The 18416-nt window shown below is 72.8% G+C and carries 13 protein-coding genes; 7 read left to right on the top strand and 6 right to left on the bottom strand.

Annotated elements, in window-relative coordinates; translation table 11 throughout:
- Positions 1-53: 53 nt before the first annotated feature.
- A complete protein-coding gene (locus ACIBSV_RS17870) occupies positions 54-2744 on the top strand; it encodes a DUF6493 family protein (RefSeq protein WP_395863962.1) in 2691 nt (896 codons plus the stop codon).
- Between the two features lie 135 nt (positions 2745-2879).
- Here the strand turns inward: ACIBSV_RS17870 and secA2 are convergent, their stop codons facing one another.
- Positions 2880-5219, bottom strand: a complete 2340-nt coding sequence (secA2, locus tag ACIBSV_RS17865; protein ID WP_395863961.1) for an accessory Sec system translocase SecA2 — start codon at positions 5217-5219, stop codon at positions 2880-2882.
- A 316-nt stretch (positions 5220-5535) separates the two neighbouring features.
- Between secA2 and ACIBSV_RS17860 the strand changes: the two genes are divergently transcribed.
- A complete protein-coding gene (locus tag ACIBSV_RS17860; RefSeq protein ID WP_395863959.1) occupies positions 5536-5952 on the top strand; it encodes an SRPBCC family protein in 417 nt (138 codons plus the stop codon).
- A 101-nt stretch (positions 5953-6053) separates the two neighbouring features.
- Here the strand turns inward: ACIBSV_RS17860 and ACIBSV_RS17855 are convergent, their stop codons facing one another.
- Both ACIBSV_RS17855 and fhuB read right to left on the bottom strand, forming a co-directional pair.
- The gene (locus ACIBSV_RS17855; RefSeq protein ID WP_395863957.1) at positions 6054-6944 is read right to left on the bottom strand and encodes a SigB/SigF/SigG family RNA polymerase sigma factor; all 891 of its coding nucleotides are present in this window, start codon (positions 6942-6944) and stop codon (positions 6054-6056) included.
- A 203-nt stretch (positions 6945-7147) separates the two neighbouring features.
- On the bottom strand, positions 7148-9403 hold the full coding sequence (gene fhuB / locus ACIBSV_RS17850) for a Fe(3+)-hydroxamate ABC transporter permease FhuB (RefSeq protein ID WP_395863956.1): 2256 nt from the start codon (positions 9401-9403) through the stop codon (positions 7148-7150).
- A 284-nt stretch (positions 9404-9687) separates the two neighbouring features.
- On the opposite strand from fhuB, the gene ACIBSV_RS17845 reads away from it, so the two are divergent.
- The 5 genes from ACIBSV_RS17845 to ACIBSV_RS17825 all read left to right on the top strand — a co-directional run bounded on the left by ACIBSV_RS17845 (position 9688) and on the right by ACIBSV_RS17825 (position 14363).
- Positions 9688-10467 carry a 2,3-dihydro-2,3-dihydroxybenzoate dehydrogenase gene (locus ACIBSV_RS17845; protein WP_395863954.1) on the top strand — a complete coding sequence of 260 codons (780 nt, stop codon included), beginning with the start codon at positions 9688-9690 and terminating at the stop codon, positions 10465-10467.
- 150 nt (positions 10468-10617) lie between these two features.
- The gene (gene dhbC, locus ACIBSV_RS17840) at positions 10618-11805 is read left to right on the top strand and encodes an isochorismate synthase DhbC (RefSeq protein WP_395863953.1); all 1188 of its coding nucleotides are present in this window, start codon (positions 10618-10620) and stop codon (positions 11803-11805) included.
- Positions 11802-13439 carry a (2,3-dihydroxybenzoyl)adenylate synthase gene (locus ACIBSV_RS17835; RefSeq protein WP_395863951.1) on the top strand — a complete coding sequence of 546 codons (1638 nt, stop codon included), beginning with the start codon at positions 11802-11804 and terminating at the stop codon, positions 13437-13439. The genes dhbC and ACIBSV_RS17835 overlap by 4 nt, the downstream gene beginning before the upstream one ends.
- A 54-nt stretch (positions 13440-13493) precedes the next feature.
- Positions 13494-14126: an isochorismatase family protein gene (locus ACIBSV_RS17830; protein ID WP_395863949.1), complete on the top strand. Its 633-nt coding sequence runs from the start codon at positions 13494-13496 to the stop codon at positions 14124-14126.
- 6 nt (positions 14127-14132) lie between these two features.
- Positions 14133-14363, top strand: coding sequence for a phosphopantetheine-binding protein (locus ACIBSV_RS17825; protein ID WP_395863947.1), 231 nt, complete (start codon positions 14133-14135; stop codon positions 14361-14363).
- Position 14364: 1 nt separating this feature from the next.
- Here the strand turns inward: ACIBSV_RS17825 and ACIBSV_RS17820 are convergent, their stop codons facing one another.
- From ACIBSV_RS17820 to ACIBSV_RS17810, 3 genes are all read right to left on the bottom strand, one after another.
- Positions 14365-15582 (bottom strand): serine hydrolase domain-containing protein, encoded by a 1218-nt coding sequence (locus tag ACIBSV_RS17820; RefSeq protein WP_395863945.1) that lies wholly within the window; start codon positions 15580-15582, stop codon positions 14365-14367.
- Between the two features lie 71 nt (positions 15583-15653).
- Positions 15654-16883: a serine hydrolase domain-containing protein gene (locus ACIBSV_RS17815; protein ID WP_395863943.1), complete on the bottom strand. Its 1230-nt coding sequence runs from the start codon at positions 16881-16883 to the stop codon at positions 15654-15656.
- Positions 16884-17159: 276 nt separating this feature from the next.
- A complete protein-coding gene (locus tag ACIBSV_RS17810) occupies positions 17160-18341 on the bottom strand; it encodes an amidohydrolase (RefSeq protein ID WP_395863941.1) in 1182 nt (393 codons plus the stop codon).
- Positions 18342-18416: the final 75 nt, after the last annotated feature.

The following is an 18416-nucleotide window of genomic DNA, read 5'->3' as shown; positions in this document are numbered from 1 at the left end:
GTCGGATCCGTCGAGAAGATCGGCATGGGAGGCGCGAGAGCGGTGGGGATCGAATGACCGAGTGGGCGACGCTGCACAAGCTGATCGAGGCCGAGGACCCGCGCGCGGTCGGCGCGGCCCTGCACGGCCTCGATGCCGCCGGGCGCAAGGCGCTGGTCGCGCCGCTCGTCGCCTATGAACGTGCCGAACGGCGCGGCGGCGCCCGGGCCTGGCGCCGCCGACCCGCGTTGGCCGTGGCGGGCGCGGCGGTACTGCCCGGAGCCGTCCCCCTGGCCGCGTGGCTGGGCCGGAACCCGCTGCGCATGTGGTCGGACGACGTCACCGACGAGGTCGGCGTGGAGCTGGTGATGGCCGCGCTGTCGGATCGGGCGCCGAATTGGCTGACGGTACTGATGACCCACCTGGCCGAGCGGCTGCCCGTGCGACAGGAAGAGCGGCAGCGCTACCTCCTGGTCGAGGCGCTGGCGGCGGCGACCGGGACGCCTCCGCCGCTGAGCGACGGCTACCTGCTGGCCTGGCTCCGCGAGCCGTGGAACAGCACCCTCCTGTCGCCTCGCCTCTCGTCGATCCCCGCCTCGTCGACCCTTGCCTCGCTGGGGAGTTCCCGGCTGCCCGTCGACCGCGACCGGAGCGCGGCGCTGCTGCTGCGGTTGTTCGAGGTCGACGGGGTGGGCGCGCTCTTCGACCGGTGGCCGACCTGGCCTGCCTCGTTCCCGGACCTGATAGCGCAGGGCCGGGTCGGCCGCGCGGACGTGATCGCCGCGTGTGTCGCCCGACTCGGTCGGCCCGGCCGGCCCACCGAACTTGCGGGCCATCTCCGGGTGTTCGACGCACTGGCCGCCACCCCCGAGGAGATCACCGCACACGCCCGGGAGTTGGTGGGCCTGCTGACGATGGCGCCCGGCTCGGTGGCGAACCTCGCGCTGGCCGCGCTGATCCGGGCCGATGGCGCCGGGGTGCTGCCGGCCGAGCTTGCCCTGGACGCCGTGGGCGCCGCGTGCACCCGGACCGAGAAGAAGATCGTCCGCACCGCGTTGGGGTGGCTGGACACGGTGACCGGGCGCGACCCGGCGGCGCGCGCCGGCGCCGCGCTGTCGGTGCTCGCCGTCACGTTCGCACAGCAGCCGGCGGATCTCCAGCACCGGGCCGTCTCCTCGGCGCTGCGCTGGATCGATCACGCGAACCGTCGGGATCGGGACGAACTGCTGGCCGCTGCCGCCGGATTGCCTCCGGACCAGCGGGACAGGCTGGGCGCCGGGCGCGGTCGGGCCGCGCCGGAGCCGCTGCCACTGCCCGAGTTCGTTCCCGAGGAGATGCCCCCCCCGATCGTGGACCCGATGGAATTGGCGGTCGAGATCGCGGCGCTGTGGCGGCAGTCCCGCGGCGGGCCCGACCCGGTCGCGATCGAGCGGGTACTCGCCGCCCTGGTCGCCTTCTCCGCCGCCGATCGAGCGGGATTGCGGACCGCGCTGGAACCGGTCCGCGCGCAATTCCCGTACCTGTCGGGCGAGCTTCCCGAGGTATCCGCCGACGACCCCTACCAACCGCCGCCGTACGCCGACCCGTTGACGCACATGGTCGTCGCGGCCATGGCACCCGCCCGGGGCGGGCCCGCCGACCCCTATCCCGGCGTCGACCCGACACCCGGCGAGCAGCACTGGCGCGCCTTGCTGCACCGACCGAAGTCGACCCCGCTGCACGAGGTGTACGCCCGCCGGCTGCGCGCGATCGCGGTCGGCGTGGCCTATGCGCCCCGGCCGATCCTGCTCTCCGCGCCCACCGCGGTGAACGGCCTGATCGACCCGGGCGCGCTCGTCGATCGGCTGAGCCGCGCGGCGGCCGAGGGATGGCGACCCTGGCCGTTCGACCTGGAGCACGCGCTGCGCCGGCTGCCGATCGATCCGGAGCCCGAACTCGCCTTGCGGGCAGCGGCGTTGGGCACACCCGAGGGCGACCGGGCGGCGCTGCGGCTGGCCGCCGGACACGTGCCCTCGGCCGGGCCGGCGGAGGCCGTGCGGCGCTCCACCGACCGTGGTCGGTACGGGTACCGGAACGCCGAGCCGGTGACCGCGACCCTCGCCACGGTGCCGACCGGGACCCGACTCGGGCTCGGCACACCCGAGCAGTGGCTCCTGGACGGCTACGACTATGAGTCCGTCGCGCGTTGGTCGTCCTGCCTGCCGTCCTTCCTGCCCGTCGATCGGGACCTGATCGCCGCGCACCTGGTACCGCAGTTCGCCCACCGCACCCGGTCCGGACGCGGCGACGGGCACCTGCTCCCGATGCTCGCCGGCGCGGACGGCCCGGTCGGCGTCGGGCTCGCCCTGGCCCTGGCCCACGGCCTCAACGCCCGCGACCGCACCGACCGTACGCACGCCACGGACGCACTGACCATCCTCGCCGCGCGCGGCCTCCCGGACGGCGCCCACCTCGGCGAGCTGCTGGGCCGGATGACCACCGACGGCGAACTCACCCTGACCCGCGTCGTCCCGGCCCTGCGCGACCTCGCCGACGCGGGCGCCGCCGAAACCGTATGGGACCTCCTCCGCGCCGCCCTCCCGCACACCCTGGCCGCCACACCACCACCCACCCGCCACGCCGACCTCCTCGAACTGGCCGTCCACGTGGCCGCCACCACCGGCGCCCGAGACCCCATCCCCGGCCTCCCCGAAGCCGCCGCCCCCGGCCCCTCCCGAACCCGAACCGAAGCCCGCCGCCTCCTCACCACCCTGACCGGCCCCTGAGCCCGACGGCCCCGCGCCGGTCCCCTCGCCGGCTCCGGTCGGCGGGCCGGCCCGCCGGAAGGCCGCGGCCGGGCACCACGAGCCTCGGTCGCGCGGCCACGGCCGATCCTCGATCTCGGCCGGGCCCTCGCCCGCTCAGTCCTCCCCGGCGCCGGAGCGCACGCGTTTGGCGATGGTGGTCAGGAAGGGGTCCTCCATCGACGCGAAGGGTTGGTCGTGGATCATGTAGGTCCAGGTGGAGCTGGGGCGTTGGATGTCGGAGCGTTCGGTGTCCAGGCCGGATTCGGTGATGTGGGCGGTGGCCAGGCGGTCGGCCGCAGCGGTTCGGGCGCGGGAGATCAGCGGGACGAAGGCGCGTTGCGTTTCGGCGTGAAACGCGTCGATCGGGTTCTGTCGGCCGAGCGCGCGCAGGTGGATGCCCTCGCGGAGATCGGCGGTGCGGGCCAGGTGCTCGCTCCAGGCCTCGTCCAGTTCGTACAGGAAGAGTTGTCGGGCGGCCTCGGCCAGGACCGATTCGCCCACCGCGTCCAGGAGTTCGGCCCAGCGCTCGGGGCGCAGGTCGGCCAGGACGCGCGCCGCCTCGTCGCCGTGCAGGACGCGGTGGCGCAGTTCGAGCACCTCCTCGCGCTGGAGCCGGAGTTGCCGGTTGTAGCGCCACGTGGTGCGGTGGCCTTCGAGGAGCGCGCCCTCGGCCACCCGGTGGGCCTGCTCGACCCAGCGGCGCACCGAGGCGTCCCGGATGCGGCCGTCGGCCTCCACCCGGGTGGGCCGGGGCGGCGGGTCGAAGGCGTGTCGGGTGATGGATTCGTCGTCCAGGCTGGTCAGGAAGACCGACGTGCCCGGGTCGCCCTGTCGGCCGGCCCGGCCGCGCAACTGGTCGTCCAGTCGGCGGGTGGGGTACCGGCCGACGCCGACGACGAGCAACCCGCCCAGTTCGGCGACCCGTTCATGGTCCGCGCCGTCGATCCCGCCGAGCCGGATGTCCGTGCCTCGCCCGGCCATCTGGGTGGACACGGTGATCGCCCCGATCCCTCCCGCGTCCGCGATGATCGCCGCCTCGCGGCTGTCGTCCCGGGCGTTGAGCACCGCGCAGCGCAGCCCCGACTCCCGCAGCGCGGCGCCGATCTGCTCGGACTTGGCCACGTCCCGGGTGCCGACCAGGATCGGCCGACCGGTGGCGTGGGTGCGCTCGATCAGGTCGATCAGCGCGGCGTCGCGCGACTGTTCGCCGTCGTACAGCCGGTCCGGCTCGTCGATCCGCACGCACGGCAGGTTCGTGGGCAGGTCGCCGGTCTCCAGGCGGTAGAACTCGCGGAGTTGCTCGGCCACGATCACCGCGGTGCCGGTCATCCCGGCCACCGTGGGATAGCCGCCGATCAGGTCCTGCACGATCATCTGGTCCAGCACCTCGCCGCGCGGACCGGCCACCAGGCCCTCCTTGGCCTCCACCGCCGCGTGCAGGCCGTCGGGCCAGCGTTGCCGCTGCGCCACCCGCCCGCGGTTGGCGTCCACCAGGCTGATCCGGCCCTCGCGGACCAGGTAGTCGACGTCGCGACGCAGCAGCACGCTCGCGTACAGCGCGACGTTGACCTGGGACAAGCGCGTGTCCATGCCGAGCGCGAACAGGTTGTCCACCCCGAGCGCGCGTTCCACCGCGCTCACGCCCGCGTCGGTGAGGTGCACGGTCATGCCGTCCGTCTCGGCCTCGTAGTGCCGTCCCTCGACCAGGTCCGCGACCACCCGGGCGGCCTCGGCCTCGTCCGGGCCCGAGGCGACGCCGCCGGCCAGGACGAGCGGGATCCGGGCCTCGTCGATCAGCACCGCGTCGGCCTCGTCGACGATCGCCACGTCGGGTTCGGGCAGCACCAACTCCGAGGCATCGGTGCGCAATCGGTCGCGCAACGTGTCGAAGCCGACCTCACCGACCGCGACGTGCACGACGTCTTGGGCGTAGGCCGTCCGCCGCTGCGCGTGGGTGGCGTCCTGGGTCACATGGGCGACGCGTACGCCCAGGAGTTCGTAGATTGGCCGCATCCATTCCGCGTCGCGGCGGGCCAGGTAGTCGTTGACGGAGAGCACGTGCACCCGCCGGCCCTGCATCGCGAACCCGGCCGCGGCCAACGCGCCCACCAGGGTCTTGCCCTCGCCGGTGGCCATCTCCACCACCGTGCCGCGAAGCAGGCTCAACACACCCAGGAGCTGTACGTCGAAGGCTCGTTCCCCCAACGTGCGATACCCGGCCTCGCGGCCCAGCGCGCACAGCTCGACCAGCGCGTCGTCGTCCCATGCGCCCGCCGCGGCCCGCGTCCGCAGCGCGTCCGCCGCCGCCCGCAACCGCGCGTCGGAGAGTTCGCGCAGCGCCGACTCGCGCTCTGCCGCGCGCCGCACCAGCGGGCGCAGGCTCGTCGGGGCCACCGTTCCGGGTCTGCCCAGGAGGCGACGTACGGACCGGGTGAGAGCACCGGACGATCCCACTGGGCCTCCACTTCCGCGGGCGCGTGCGCACCCGTGTCGTCTTGGGTACGCCGGCCGCCGTGCGATGGGCGTCCACGCCCCACGCCCCGCACCGCGTCCCACGCACCGCGTCCCATGTACCGCGTCCCGCACGCCGACACCATCGCGTCGGCCCACGCCCGGCCCGACGGCTCGGCCCGGTGCAGCCGACCGAACAACGAAGCGAGCCATGCGCCTGTTCCCTCTCGGCGGATCAGGGGCCGACTGGGCTTCGATCGCTGCAAAGATAATCTTTGCGTAGATTAAATGGGCGTACGGGAGACGGAGCGAGTACGTCATGTGGATTCAGGAACACACGGTCGACACCGGGATCGGCGCCGACGCGATCTGGAGGGTCCTGGCCGACGTCGACAGCTGGGCGCGCTGGGACACCTCGATGGAAGCGGTCTCCTTGGAGGGCCCGTTCGAGGTCGGCGGTCATGTGTCGATGACCCCGACCGGACAACAGCCCATCCGCCCGCTGATCGTGGCGATCGAGGAGAACGCGCGCTACGCGGACGAGACCGGGACCGACGGCCTGCGGCTCCGGTTCGGCCATACCCTGACCCGGCTGCCGACCGGCGGCACCCGAGTCGTGCATCGACGGGAGATCACCGATCCGGACGCCGACCGGGTGGGCCCGGAACCGGGCGCGGCCATCACCGCGGACTTCCCGAAGGCGATGGCCGCGCTGCTGAACCACGCGCGGGCCTGAACTCCCGGGCGCGCGCGCCGGTCCGACCCCGCGTCGGCGAGGTCGCCGCGCGGGTACCCGCCGCTGCGGATACCGGACCCGGGCGCCCGCGCGCCCGTCGCTCAGTCGGCCAGGATGTCCGCCCGCAGTCGGGTCAGGATGCGATTGAGCAATCGGGACACGTGCATCTGCGAGATCCCGAGGCGTTCGCCGATCTGGGCCTGGGTCAGCTCCTCACCGAACCGCATCGACACGATGGCCCGGTCGCGTTCCGGCAGCGCGGCCAGCAACGGCTTGAGCACGTGCAGGTTCTCCGCGATCTCGAAGCCGGGGTCGACGAACGAGGACCGGGTGGCGTAACTCTCCGTCGGACCGTCGTCGCCGGCCGGCGCGTCCAGCGACGCGGCCGAGTAGCCGGCGGCGGCGGTCAGCCCCTCGGTGACCTCCTCGACGCTGAGGCCGAGTCGCTCGGCCAACTCGCCGGGCGTCGGCTCCCGGTCGAACTCGCACGTGAACGCGTCCCGGGCGCGGGCCAGTTCAAGCCGCAGCTCCTGAAGTCGGCGCGGCACGTGCACGGCCCAACTGGTGTCCCGGAAGAAGCGCTTGATCTCACCCGAGATGGTGGGGATCGCGAAGGTCGGGAACTCGGTCCCGAACGACGCGTCGAAGCGGTCGATCGCCTTGATCAGCCCGATCGTGCCGACCTGGACCATCTCTTCGGTCGTCTCGTGCCGTGAGCGATAGCGGGCGGCCACGAACCGGACCAGGGGGATGTTGAGCTCGATCAGGGTGTTACGCACGTACTGGTACTCGTGCGTGCCCTCCTCCAACACCCGCAGTCGATCGAAGAGCACCTTGGACATCGCGCGCGCGTCGCTCGCGGTGACCTCCGCCATGTCTTCGACGGCCGGCAGCTCGACAGTCGGCACCTCGACTGTCTCCTCCGCACCGGGAAACGGGAAGCGAGTGGCCTCCACGGCGGCTATGGACGCGGTGTCGGTGCCCGGGTTCATGGTCGACCTCCCCCTCTGTGTCGTGCTTGTCTGTGGCGTACTTGTCTGTGACATACCGGTTTGTGACGTACTGATCCGTAGCCTACTCGTCCGTGTACTGCCCGTCCGCGCCCCACATGGTGCGTGATGAGCGGTGCCCGGCCATAATTGCCCCGCCACTTTGGACGTACACGTGTTCGGCCCGGAAATATCTCAGAACACGTCTACGCGCGGGTCGCGCCGGATCGGCCCAGCAGGACCCAGAGCAGGAACGGTCCCCCGAGCACCGTACTGACCACGCCGACCGGAATCTCCGCGCCGTCCAACAGGACTCGGCCGAGCATGTCGGCCAGCACGATCAGGATGGCGCCGACCAGCATCGATCCGAGGATCGGCACCCGCAGCGGCCCGGCCAGTCGGCCGGCGATCACCGGCGCGGCCAGCGCGATGAAGCCCACCGGTCCGCAGATCCCGACCGCCAGTCCGGCCAGGCACACCGCCGCGATCAGGCAGATCATCCGGATCCGGGCCGGGTCCACACCCAGCGAGGCGGCGGTGGAGTCGTCGAAGCGCAGCACGTCCAGCTTGCGGCCGAGCACGAGCGCGAGTGGGACCAGCACGGCCAGGCCGATCAGTACCGGCCCGGCCACGTCGTAGCCGCGCCCGTTCAGGCTGCCCGAACTCCACACGTACAGCGCACTGGCCGAGTTGAGCGAGCGTCGGGACAGCACCACCTGGGTGATCGCCGAGGCCAGCGCGGACAACGCGAGGCCCACCACCAGGACCCGATACCCGCGTTGGCCCAGGCCGCCGGCGACCGCGGTGACCACCACGACGGCGACCATCGCGCCGATCGGTCCGGCCCACCACGCGCCGAAGGTGCCGCTCGCACTGAACGTGACGGAGATCAGCACGGCCGCGGTCGCGCCGTCGTTGACACCGAGCAACTCCGGGGTGGCCAGCCGGTTTCGGGCCAGGGTCTGGGTCAGACAGCCCGCGACGCCCAGCGCCGCGCCCGCCGCGACCCCGGCGATGATCCGGCCGAGCCGGAACTCCCGGACGAGCAGCACGTCGAAGTGGTCGCCGCGGCCGAAGACCGCGTTGAAGGTGCGAACCAGGCCCAGTTCGCGCTGTCCGGAGTAGACGGACAGTACGACCGCGCCGACCAGGGCGACGGCGAGCACGGTCGTGGTCAGCACGGCCCGGCCGGGCAGCAGCAGCGACAGGCCGCCCCGGCGCAGCACCAGGTGTTCGGGCACCGCGCGCAGCCTGCGCGGCAGTCGGGCGAGCAGCGGCCGGAGCGGCGAGCGACGGGTGTTGCGGGTCACCGGCTCGGCGGTGGCCGGGTCGGTCAGGCCCAGCGCGCCCAGCCGCCGCGAGCGGACCACGCCGATCAGCAGGGGTGCGCCGATCAGCGCGACGATCATCGAGACCGGGGCCTCGAACGGCCGGGACACCACGCGGGCCACCACGTCGGCGGCGGTCAGGACGCTCGCGCCGATCAGCGCCGCGAAGCACAGTTGCGCCGGGATCCGGGGGCCGACCATGGTGCGGGCGAGGAAGCCCGCGAGCAGGCCGAGGAAGGAGATCGGGCCGACCAGGGCCACCGAGGAAGCCGTGAGCAGGGTCACCGCCAACGCGACCAGGACCCGGGTCCACGCGGGGTGGTGCCCCAGGCTGCGGGCCAGGTCGTCGCCCAGGACCAGGGCGGACAACGATCGGGAGGTCAGCAGCGCGATGGCGAACCCGACCGCGAGCACCGGGGACAGAGTGCCGAGCGACTCGAAGCCCTGGATGCCGGCCAGCGAGCCGAGCACCCAGAAGCGGAACGTGTCGTACGTCTCGGCCGAGTTGACGATCAGCACGTTGGTGATGCCGCCGAAGGTCGCGCTCAGCGCCGCGCCGGCGAGCACCAGGCGCATCGGCGAACCGCCGCCGCGCTGACCGGAGATCAGCAGCACGAGCAGTCCGGCCACGGCCGAGCCGGCGAACGCCCAGAGCAGGTAGCCGTATCCGGTCTGCACGCCGACCAGGGTGATGCCGAGTACGACGCCGAGCGAGGCGCCGGCGTTGACGCCGAGCAGGCCGGTCTCGGCGAGCGGGTTGCGGGTGACCGTCTGGAGCAGGCAGCCGGCCGTACCCAGCGCGGCGCCCGCGAGCAGCGCGGTCAGCGTGCGCGGAAGCCGCAGATCGCGGATGACCAGGGTCAGATGGCTGTCCGAGCGCGCGCCGCCCCGGTCGAAGAGGTAGTCGAACGCGCCGCGCGCGCCGACCTCGCCGGCCCCCACCGAGAGCGAGAGCCCGGCCAACACCAGCACGCCGGCCACCAGCACGATCGCCGAGAGCAGCACCGTGCGCCGGCCGTGCGGGTTCCTCGACGGGGCGTCGGGGCGATCGTCCGAGGCGGGCTCGGGCGTCGCGTCGGCGGGGTCGCTCGGGAAACCCGCCGACTTTCCCGGAATCGGCTGATGCACAGTCATAAGGTGAGGCTAACCTAAGAACACAAGGCCCTTCGAGGGGCTCCCGAGCACCCCCGGGCACCCTCCCGGACCCCATCGAGTACCCGTGAACGCGACGCCGAGGCGCCGTCGTCGCAGGCCCCCGAGGGGCGTTTCGAAGGGGTGGGCGCCGGGGGTGGGGCGCCGGTCGGCCACGCGGGGTCGGGTGGCTCGAGGGCGCCCCACCACCATCGACCGTACGTGCGAAGTTAGGTTAGGCTCACCTAAGCCTCGACTCGGGGGCTGTGTTTGCCGAGGGGAATTTCGTGCACCCATCAGACCTCGCCGGCCGCGTCGCGGTGGTCACCGGCGCCGCGCAGGGCATCGGGGCCGCCGTCGTCCGGGCCCTCGTCGACCACGGTGCCACCGTCGCCGCCACCGACCGCGATCCGGTCGGTGTCAAGGCCCTGATGGCCGACGACGACACCGGCGCGGTGGTCGCCTATCCGCTCGACGTCACCGATGGCCCGGCGGTCTCCGCCACCGTGGCCGCGATCGAGCGGCACCTGGGCCCGATCGCCATCCTGGTCAACGTCGCCGGCGTGCTGCACACCTCGCCGGTGACCGAACTCACCGACCGGGCCTGGTCGGACACGTTCGCGGTCAACAGCACCGGGGTCTTCCACACCAGCCGCGCGGTGGCCGGTCCGATGGCCGAGCGCGGAACGGGCAGCATCGTCACGGTCGGCTCCAACGCGGCCGGCATCCCCCGCGCCGGGATGGCCGCGTACGCCGCGTCCAAGGCCGCCGCGACCATGTTCACGATGTGTCTGGGCCTGGAACTCGCGCGCAGCGGCGTGCGCTGCAACGTGGTCTCACCCGGCTCCACCGACACCCCCATGCAACGCGCCCTGTGGACCGACGCGGACGCGCCGCGACGGGTGATCGAGGGCGACCTCGCCGGCTTCCGCACCGGGATCCCGCTGGGCCGGATCGCCGACCCCGCCGACATCGCCGAGGCGGTCGTCTTCCTCGCCTCGGACCGGGCCAAACAGATCACCATGCACAACATGTACGTCGACGGCGGCGCGACGCTGCACGTGTGACGGACCCTCAGCACCCGCGCCGGGCCACGACCCACACCCGTCCCGCCCGGCTCGGCGGGCACCACCCGCACCCCGCACCGCTTCGGCTCGGCGTCCGATCGAGCCGCTCGGACTCCGCGGCATCCCGCCGGAGAATCAAAGGAGCCTCAGGTGACCACCCCAGAAGCCACCGGTCTCGCCACAGTCGGCGCGGCGACCGCGCTGCTCGACGCGTATCGCCCCGGCAGCGCGCGCTTCTTCGCCTCCCCCACCCGCACCCTGCTCACCCACGGCACGCAGACCGAAGTCGAGGACGACGAGCGGCCGTTGGCCACTCGGGTGGCACAGACGCTGGCGGCCGCGAGCCCGGTCGGCGGGCGGAGTGCGATCGTGCTCGGCGCCGTGCCGTTCGACCAGGGCGAGCGCGCCGCGCTGGTGGTCCCGGAGGCGGCGACCTGGGGACCGCCGCTGTCCGCCGACCCGCTGATCGCGCTCGCCGCGCCCGAACCGACCGGCACCGCCTGGGACATCCGCCCGGTGCCCGCACCCGAGGTGTACGAGGCGGGCGTGGCCGAGGCCGTGCGGCGCATGCGCGCGGGCGCGCTCGACAAGGTGGTGCTGGCCCGCACGCTGGAACTGCGCTCGTCCGAACCCCTGGACATACCCGTGCTGTTGCAACGGCTGGCCCGTCGCGACCCGCAGGGCTACACGTTCGCGGTGCCGGGCGTACGGCCCGGCAGCACGCTGATCGGCGCCAGCCCGGAGTTGCTCGTCTCGCGCACCGGCCGGAACGTGCTGGCCAACCCCCTGGCGGGCTCCGCCAAACGCAGCGCCGATCTGGCCGAGGATGTGCGCCGCGCGACCGGCCTGCTCGAATCCGAGAAGGACCTGCACGAACACGCCGTGGTCGTGGCCGCGGTGCGCGCCGCGCTCGCGCCGTACTGCGAGACGCTGGAGGTGCCCGAGCGGCCGACCCTGGTCTGCACTGCCGCGATGTGGCACCTGTCCACCACCGTCACCGGCACCCTTCCGGCGCAGGACCCGGCCTCCGCGCTGGAGTTGGCCTGCGCGCTGCACCCGACCCCGGCCGTGTGCGGCACCCCGACCACGACCGCGCGCCGCGCCATCGCCGACCTGGAGCCGTTCGACCGGGGCCTGTACACCGGCATGGTCGGCTGGGGCGACGCGGACGGCGACGGCGAATGGGTGGTCACCATCCGCTGTGCCGAGGCGGACGCGGACACGCTGCGCCTGTACGCCGGGGCGGGCATCGTCTCGGCGTCCTCGCCGGCGGCGGAGACCGCCGAGACCGAGGCCAAGTTCGGCACCTTCCTGCACGCCGTGGCGGGTCGGCGATGAGCGCCCCGAACTTCGTGCCCGCGCCCACCTGGCCCGCCGAGTTCGCCGAGCGCTACCGGGCCGCCGGGTGGTGGCGCGGCGAAACGTTCGGCGGCATGCTGCGCGAGCGCGCCGCCGCACACCCGGACCGGATCGCGATCGTGGACGGCGACCGCCGCTGGACCTACGCGGACCTGGACGAGCGGGCCGACCGGATCGCCGCCGGGCTGCTCGCCCGCGGGATCGGCCGGGGCGACCGGGTGGTCCTGCAACTCCCCAATGTGGCCGAGTTTTTCGGCGTGGTCTTCGCGCTGTTCCGGATCGGTGCGCTGCCGGTGTTCGCGCTGCCCGCGCACCGCGAGACCGAAATCGCCTATTTCTGCGCGTTCACCGAGGCGGTCGCCTATGTGATCCCGGACGTCTGCGAGGGCTACGACCACCGGGCGCTGGCGAGCAGGGTGCGCGCCGACCTGCCCTCGCTCAAGCACGTCCTGGTGGTCGGCGACCCCGGCGAGCACACCGCGCTGGCCGACGTGGACGGCGACCCGGTGGAGATCACCGACCCGCCCGGCCCGGGCGAACTCGCCTTCCTGCAATTGTCCGGTGGCAGCACCGGCGTGCCCAAGCTGATCCCGCGCACGCACGACGACTACATCTACTCGCTGCGCGGCTCCAACGAGATCTGCGCCGTGGACGCGGACAGCGTGTACCTGTGCGCGCTGCCCGCCGCGCACAACTTCCCGCTCAGCTCGCCCGGCACGCTCGGCGCGCTGTACGCCGGAGCGCGCGTCGTGTTGTGCCCCAGGCCCACTCCCGACGTGGCGTTCGCGCTGATCGAGCGCGAACGGGTGACCATCACGGGCGTGGTGCCGCCGCTGGCGCTGGCCTGGACCGAGGCGGCCCAGCGCGGCGGTTTCGACCTGAGCAGCCTGCGTGTTCTGCTGGTCGGCGGCGCGAAGTTCAGTGCGGAGGCGGCCCGCCGGGTCGCCCCCGCCATCGGTTGCACGCTCCAGCAGGTGTTCGGGATGGCCGAGGGCCTGGTCAACTACACCCGACTCGACGACCCGGAAGAGGTGATCGTCACCTCGCAGGGGCGGCCGATCTCGCCGGACGACGAGATCCGGATCGTCGACGACGCCGACGTGGATCTGCCCGAAGGCGAGACCGGACACCTGCTCACCCGGGGTCCGTACACCATTCGCGGCTACTGGAACGCGCCCGAGCACAACGCGAGATCGTTCACCGAGGACGGCTTCTACCGCACCGGGGACGTGGTCCGCCGGCTCCCCTCCGGCCATCTCGTGGTCGAGGGCCGGGCCAAGGACCAGATCAACCGGGGCGGTGAGAAGGTCGCGGCCGAGGAGGTGGAGAACCACATCCTCGCCCACCCGTCCGTGCACGACGTGGCCGTGGTCGCGGTGCCGGACGCCTACCTGGGTGAGCGCACCTGCGCGTACGTGATCCTGCGCGCCGGCGCCGAACCGCTCAAGCCGGTCGCGATCCGCCGCTTCGTCCGCGAGCGCGGCCTGGCCGGGTACAAGGTGCCCGACCACGTCGAGTTCGTCGAGACGTTCCCCTACACCGGCGTCGGCAAGGTCAGCAAGAAGGACCTGCGTACGGCGATCGCCGCCGGACTGGCCGAACACCGCGACTGAACAACGAACTCCCCCGCCCCCCGTCGATTCCCGCCCCGAAAGGCCGCACCCGCCATGGCATTGCCGAAGATCGCCCCCTATCCGATGCCGGACGCGGCCGATCTGCCGACGAATCGGGTGGACTGGACCGTGGACCCGGCCCGTGCCGTGCTGCTCGTGCACGATCTGCAGAACTACTTCCTGTCCGCGTTCGAACCCGACGCCTCCCCGGTCACCGAGTTGCTCGCCAATGTCGCCCGCCTCAAGGACGACTGCGCGCGGCTCGGAGTGCCGGTGGTCTACTCCGCGCAGCCCGGCGGCCAGAGTGCCGAACAGCGGGGTCTCCAACAGGACTTCTGGGGTCCGGGGTTGCCGGACGACCCGCACGCGGCGGCGATCGTGCCCGCCGTGGCACCCGGGCCCGCCGACACCGTGCTGACCAAGTGGAAGTACAGCGCCTTCGTACGCACCGAGTTGCGCGCGTGGATGCGCGACCTCGGCCGCGATCAGTTGGTGATCGTCGGTGTGTACGCGCACATCGGGGTGATGACCACCGCGTGCGACGCGTGGATGCAGGACATCCGGGCGTTCGTGGTGGCGGACGCGGTGGCCGACTTCACCTCGGACAACCACCGGATGGCCCTGCACTGGGCCGCGGCGAACTGTGCGGTGGTCACCGACACCGCGTCGCTGTTCGCGGGGAAGTAGACGGACATGGCGCTTACTCTCGAACTGATCCGCACCGACGTCGCCGACATCCTCGGCGAGGACCCGACGGACATCCCCGACGACGAGAACCTGGTCGACTACGGCCTCGACTCGGTGCGGGTGATGGCCCTGGTGGAACGCTGGACCCGCGAATACGGAGTCGTGGTGGACTTCGCCGACCTCGCGGAGCGGCCCACCCTGGAGGGGTGGGCCGAATTGCTCTCATCCAAGCCATAGTTCACCGACGAGACGGGTCGGGCGCGCACAGCGCGTGGTCGATCAGCGCCCTGGTCGCCGCGTCCTGGCGCGCGCCGCCCGCCTCGTCGTTCTCGTCGACACCGTTGCGTACCACCAGCACGGCCCGTCGACCGTCGGCGGTGACGCCGTTCTCACTGGAGAAGCCGAGATCGTTGCCGCCGTGGTGCCAGTACTCCCCGCCGCAACCGAGCTCGGTGCTCTCCAGACCCAGGCCGTAGCCGCGCCCGGGCTCGTCCGGGATCGGCTCCGTGCGGCGCATCTCGGCGAGTTCGCCGGGCCCGAGCAGCCGACCGGAGAGCAGCGCGGCGAAGAAGCGGTCGATATCGCTCGGCGTGCCGTACATCGCCCCGGCCGCGTCGGCGACGGTGTGGTTGAGCACGGTGGTGTCGGTGGGGCGGCTGTCGCCCGCGAAGGTGTGCCCGCCCTGCGCGTGCGGCTGCGGCAGATACGGGTCGTCGCCCGGGACCCGGGTGTCGTGCAGGCCGAGGGGGCGCAGGATCCGGTCGCGTACCTCCTCGCCCCACGAGCGGCCGGTGACCCGGTCGATGATCATGCCCACGAGCAGGTAGTTGGTGTTCGAGTAGGCCCACGCGGTACCCGGTTCGAACCGGCCGGGCAGGGTGAGCGCGGCGGCGACCAAGTCTTGGGGCCGGTAGTGCCGAAAGCGGTTCTCCCGGTAGCCGCGTGCCGAGTACAGCGCCGGGACGGCGGAGGGCAGCGCGGTGTAGCCGGGGATCCCGCTGGTGTGTTGGAGCAGGTGCCGCAGGGTGATCCGGCGGCCGTCGTTGCCGTTGCCGCGCACCACACCCGGGAGCCAGGTCTCGATCGGCTCGTCCAGCCGCAACCGGCCCTCCGCCACCAGTTGCAGGGTGACGGTGGCCACGAAGGTCTTGGTCGTGCTGCCGATCCGGTAGTGGCCGTCCCGGGGCACCGGTCGGCCGGTGTGCGCTTCGGCCTCGCCGCTTCGAGTGGTGCGTACCGTGCCGGGCGCGGTGTAGCGCACGGTGACGCCGATCGCGCCGGCGTCGTGGATCGCGTCGGTGTCGCGCTGGAGGCGGGAGGCGGCCGGGTCGTGTGCGGCGGCCGGCTCGCTCGCCGTCGCCGTGGCGGTGCTCGTGGTGGCGAGCACGAGGCCGACGGCGAGCAGGCAGGCGGCCCGGTACGGCCTCGAACGTACCCGTGTGGTAATCGAGTTCATCGCGTGTTCCTCCGTGGAGGTGTCCGGGAGCGGCGACCGATGTGGGCGCCGCTTCGGGGGCCGACGTGCGCTCATGCCTCGGGGGCGAGCAGTCGGTCGGTCAGTCGTTGTACGGCCACCTCGGCGCGCAGCCCGATTTCGTCGCCGTCGTCGGTGCCGTTGACCACGATCACGACGCTGCGTCGGCCGTCCTCGGTGACGCCCATCCGGATCTTGCTGCCCTCGATGTCGCCGCCGTGTCCCCAGCGGTATCCGCCGCCCGGCAGCGGTTGGCGCATCAGCCCCAGGCCGTAGCGCACCCCCGGCATGACCTGCTCGAAGTCGGCCGGCATCGGCACGGTCGTGCGCATCAGCGCGAGTTGCGCGGGCGGCAGCAGTCGGCCGCCGAGCAGCGCGGTGAAGAAGCGGTCCAGATCGGCGTGGGTGCTGATCATCTCGCCGGCCGCGTCGCCCCAGGACATGTTGCGGATGGTGGTGTCCACCCAGGCGTCCCGGTCCGGGAAGCGGTGGTAGGAGTGGGCGTACGGCGCGGGCAGGGTCGGATCGCCGCCGGGTGCGTAGCTGTCGTCGAGGCGAAGCGGGCGCAGCACCCGGGTGCGCACCTGGTCCGCCCAGGAACGGCCGGTGACCCGTTCGATGATCATCCCGGCCAGGACGTAACCGGTGTTCGAGTACTCCCAGTTCGGCGTCGGGTCCTCGGGGGTGGCGGGCGGGAAGCTCGGGGCGAAGCGCATCGCCGCGTCCACCAACTCCCGGGCGTTCGTGTCACGGAACCGCACCTGTTCGAAACCCGCCGCGGTATCCGGGAGTTCGATCGAGTAGTTGTGCAGGCCGCCGGTGTGCTGGAGCAGGTGGCGCACGGTCACCCGGCATCCGTCGTTGCCGTTGCCGGTGACCACCCCGGGCAACCACCGCTCCACCGAGTCGGCGAGCGAGAGCCGTCCCTCGGCCACCAGTTGCAGTACGACGGTGGCCACGAACGCCTTGGTCGCGCTGCCGATCCGCAGCCGCGCGTCGTGCGGTACGGGCCGCCCGGTGCGCAGGTCGGCCGGCCCCGCGTACGCCTGACTGCGCTCGCGCCCGTCGCGCACCACGATCGCGGCGTTCACGTAGCCGCCGTCCCGCAGCAGTTGCTCCGCCTCGTGGCGCAATCGGTCCCGGATGGGCGGCCGGCGCTCGGCGGCGGTGGCCGGTGGGGCCAACGCGATCGTCGACCCGGTCAGGGCCACCGCCAGCGCACAGCAGCGACGGCGGCTCAGGAGGGCGGGGCTGCCGGGGACACGGACCATGGGTGCGGACACGACGACTCCTCAGGGGTTCACCGATACCGCTCCACCATCGCGCGCCCTTGTGCCCGCCCACGACCGTGCGGCCACCCGGACGCGAGGTGGTGGAACCCGGTGCGGCCTGGGTGGGGCAGACCGAACCGGTGGGCGCGAACGCGGCGGTCGTCCCTGCGTGCACGGGCGTTGGCGCGACCGTCGGACCGCGGCCGAAGGTTGGCGCAACCACCCCACCATGTGCGGGCGTTCGCAGCGCCGGCGGGCGTTCGCGGCGCTCCCCAGGCGTTCGCGCCGCTATCCCGCCGTGCCGGGTGCTCCCCCTCCGCGGCGCAGCAGGGCGTAGTCCATCGCGGTCCAGGCCATCGCCGTGGCGCCGTCGAGGATGGCTCGGTCGGCCGCCGGGGAGATCGCCGCGTCCGCGAAGGCCGCCTCGTGCGGGCCGCAGGTGCCACCCGTGATGTCCAGGACCGGATGAATGGTCGGGATCACGTGCGAGACGTTGCCCATGTCGGTGCACGCGAAGGGGGGTCGCTCGATCGGGTCCGGGCGGCCCAGTTCCCGGGCGTTGGCCCGCCATAGCGCGATCAGGGTCGGGTCGGTGCGGAAGTCCAGATAGTCCGGTTCGGGGCGGGTCAGCCGGACCTCGCAGCCGATCGCCAGCGCGCCGGCCCGGAAGCATGCCTCGACCCGGTCGCGCAGTTCGGCCAGGTCGGCCGCGTCCGTGGTGCGCAGTTCGTACTCGGCGGTGGCCCGCTCCGGGACCGCGTTGGGCGAGGTGCCCGCCGCCGTGGTGATGCCGTGCACCCGCCAGTCCGTAGGCAACTGCCGTCCCAGCAGACCCAGGGCGACCTGAGCCACCGTCAGCGCGTCGGCGGCGCTGCGTCCTTCGTGCGGGTTCAGGCTCGGATGCGCGGCAGTGCCGAGGTATTCCACGGACAGCGTGCCGAGTGCGAAGGAGCGGAACTCGGCCACCTCGAACGGGCATGGGTGCACCATCATCGCCGCGTCCACGCCGTCGAAGGCACCCGCGTCCAGGAGCAGCGCCTTGCCCGCGCCGCGCTCCTCGGCCGGGGTGCCGACCACGCGCACGGTCAGGCCCAGCCGATCGGCGACCGGGCCGAGCGCGAGGGCGGCGCCGACACCCGCCGCCGCGATCAGGTTGTGTCCGCACGCGTGGCCGAGACCCGGCAGCGCGTCGTACTCGCACGCGATCGCGACCGTGATCGGGCCGGACCCGATGCTCGCCACGAATGCGGTGTCCAGGCCGAACACGGGCGCGGTGACCGCGTAGCCGTGGGCGCGCAACACGTCCGCACACCAGGCCGAGGCCCGGTGTTCGGCGAAGGCCGGCTCCGGGTGGGCGTGGATGCGTCGGCTGAGCGCGAGCAATTCGTCCCGATCCGCCAGCACCCGATCGCGGATCGCGGCCCGGTCGGCATCCGAGGCCGGTCGGTCCGCCACGTCGGCCACGCTCATGTTCCGCTCCGCTTCATCGAGATTTCTTCGTCCCGGGGGCACCCTGACGGACCCTCGGAAGATAGCTTAGGCTTA

The sequence above is a fragment of the Embleya sp. NPDC050154 genome (genome assembly GCF_044460165.1).
In the GTDB taxonomy this organism is placed as follows: domain Bacteria; phylum Actinomycetota; class Actinomycetes; order Streptomycetales; family Streptomycetaceae; genus Embleya.
This window is presented reverse-complemented; position numbering and strand designations above follow the sequence as displayed.

Excerpts from the sequence above, each read along its gene's own strand:
- ACIBSV_RS17870 (WP_395863962.1), top strand. The coding sequence starts at position 54 with ATGACCGAGTGGGCGACGCTGCACAAGCTGATCGAGGCCGAGGACCCG.
- ACIBSV_RS17860 (WP_395863959.1), top strand. The coding sequence starts at position 5,536 with ATGTGGATTCAGGAACACACGGTCGACACCGGGATCGGCGCCGACGCG.
- ACIBSV_RS17855 (WP_395863957.1), bottom strand. The coding sequence starts at position 6,944 with ATGAACCCGGGCACCGACACCGCGTCCATAGCCGCCGTGGAGGCCACT.
- fhuB (WP_395863956.1), bottom strand. The coding sequence starts at position 9,403 with ATGACTGTGCATCAGCCGATTCCGGGAAAGTCGGCGGGTTTCCCGAGC.
- ACIBSV_RS17835 (WP_395863951.1), top strand. The coding sequence starts at position 11,802 with ATGAGCGCCCCGAACTTCGTGCCCGCGCCCACCTGGCCCGCCGAGTTC.
- ACIBSV_RS17830 (WP_395863949.1), top strand. The coding sequence starts at position 13,494 with ATGGCATTGCCGAAGATCGCCCCCTATCCGATGCCGGACGCGGCCGAT.
- ACIBSV_RS17825 (WP_395863947.1), top strand. The coding sequence starts at position 14,133 with ATGGCGCTTACTCTCGAACTGATCCGCACCGACGTCGCCGACATCCTC.
- ACIBSV_RS17820 (WP_395863945.1), bottom strand. The coding sequence starts at position 15,582 with ATGAACTCGATTACCACACGGGTACGTTCGAGGCCGTACCGGGCCGCC.
- ACIBSV_RS17810 (WP_395863941.1), bottom strand. The coding sequence starts at position 18,341 with ATGAGCGTGGCCGACGTGGCGGACCGACCGGCCTCGGATGCCGACCGG.